The following is a 735-nucleotide window of genomic DNA, read 5'->3' on the forward strand; positions in this document are numbered from 1 at the left end:
TAGCACGACAGCCGCATATAGCGACATACCGCGTAGTAGCCCGACGAATGTTACTAGCGATCAGACAGCTAATATAGCAATATATAATGTAGATTCTCAAGCGTATCGCGAGGAATATTGTAAACGGGTGGGAAGAGCTGTGAAGCGTATGCCCAAGATGGAAAGTTTTCTGATTGAGTAGCGGTACATGACAAAGGAACATGATTACATTACAGATCAAAGGGGTACAGTTTTGTGTTTCAGCCACCGATCAGTGAGCCAACATACAGAAAAATCAGATGGAGAGCATTTTATAAACTTGCACTTGATTTAAAAATTATAGTAGAAGGAGGAGGGGCGTGTGGGAGCTAAAGAATTAGTACATCATGAGAACGAAGACAATCGCCCTCCAGAAATAAGTTTCGATGATGAAGGGTAAAAGATTTTGAAGTACCGGAGTCATGGATATAACACAACAGCAACCGTTCTGAACAAGCCCTCATAAGAAGCGATTAAAGCACCAACAAGGTATATAATGAGTTATTCTATAAATTCAATCCAAAAGACCTCGTTTGAGGTCTTTTAGTTTTCTTATGAAATGGTTATATTGAAAGTGTAAGAAAGAATATAAGTCTTTGGGAGGTTTAACGATGAGAGAGTTTATTGAAGGCAAGGAACGGAAGGCTAACCGCTTAATAAATGAAAAGTCTCCCTATCTACTGCAGCATGCATATAACCCAGTGGATTGGATGGCTT

1 protein-coding gene and 1 pseudogene are annotated in these 735 nt (G+C 39.7%); both read left to right on the top strand.

All coding sequences use genetic code 11. The features are described 5' to 3' along the window. A pseudogene (locus tag GRP75_RS30210) lies at positions 1-181 on the top strand (ArpU family phage packaging/lysis transcriptional regulator); the annotation flags it as partial. A 448-nt stretch (positions 182-629) separates the two neighbouring features. Next, a partial coding sequence (locus GRP75_RS28590) for a DUF255 domain-containing protein (protein ID WP_160791069.1) occupies positions 630-735 on the top strand: 106 nt, incomplete at its 3' end.

The organism is Paenibacillus sp. OT2-17 (assembly GCF_009827695.1).
In the GTDB taxonomy this organism is placed as follows: domain Bacteria; phylum Bacillota; class Bacilli; order Paenibacillales; family Paenibacillaceae; genus Paenibacillus; species Paenibacillus polymyxa_B.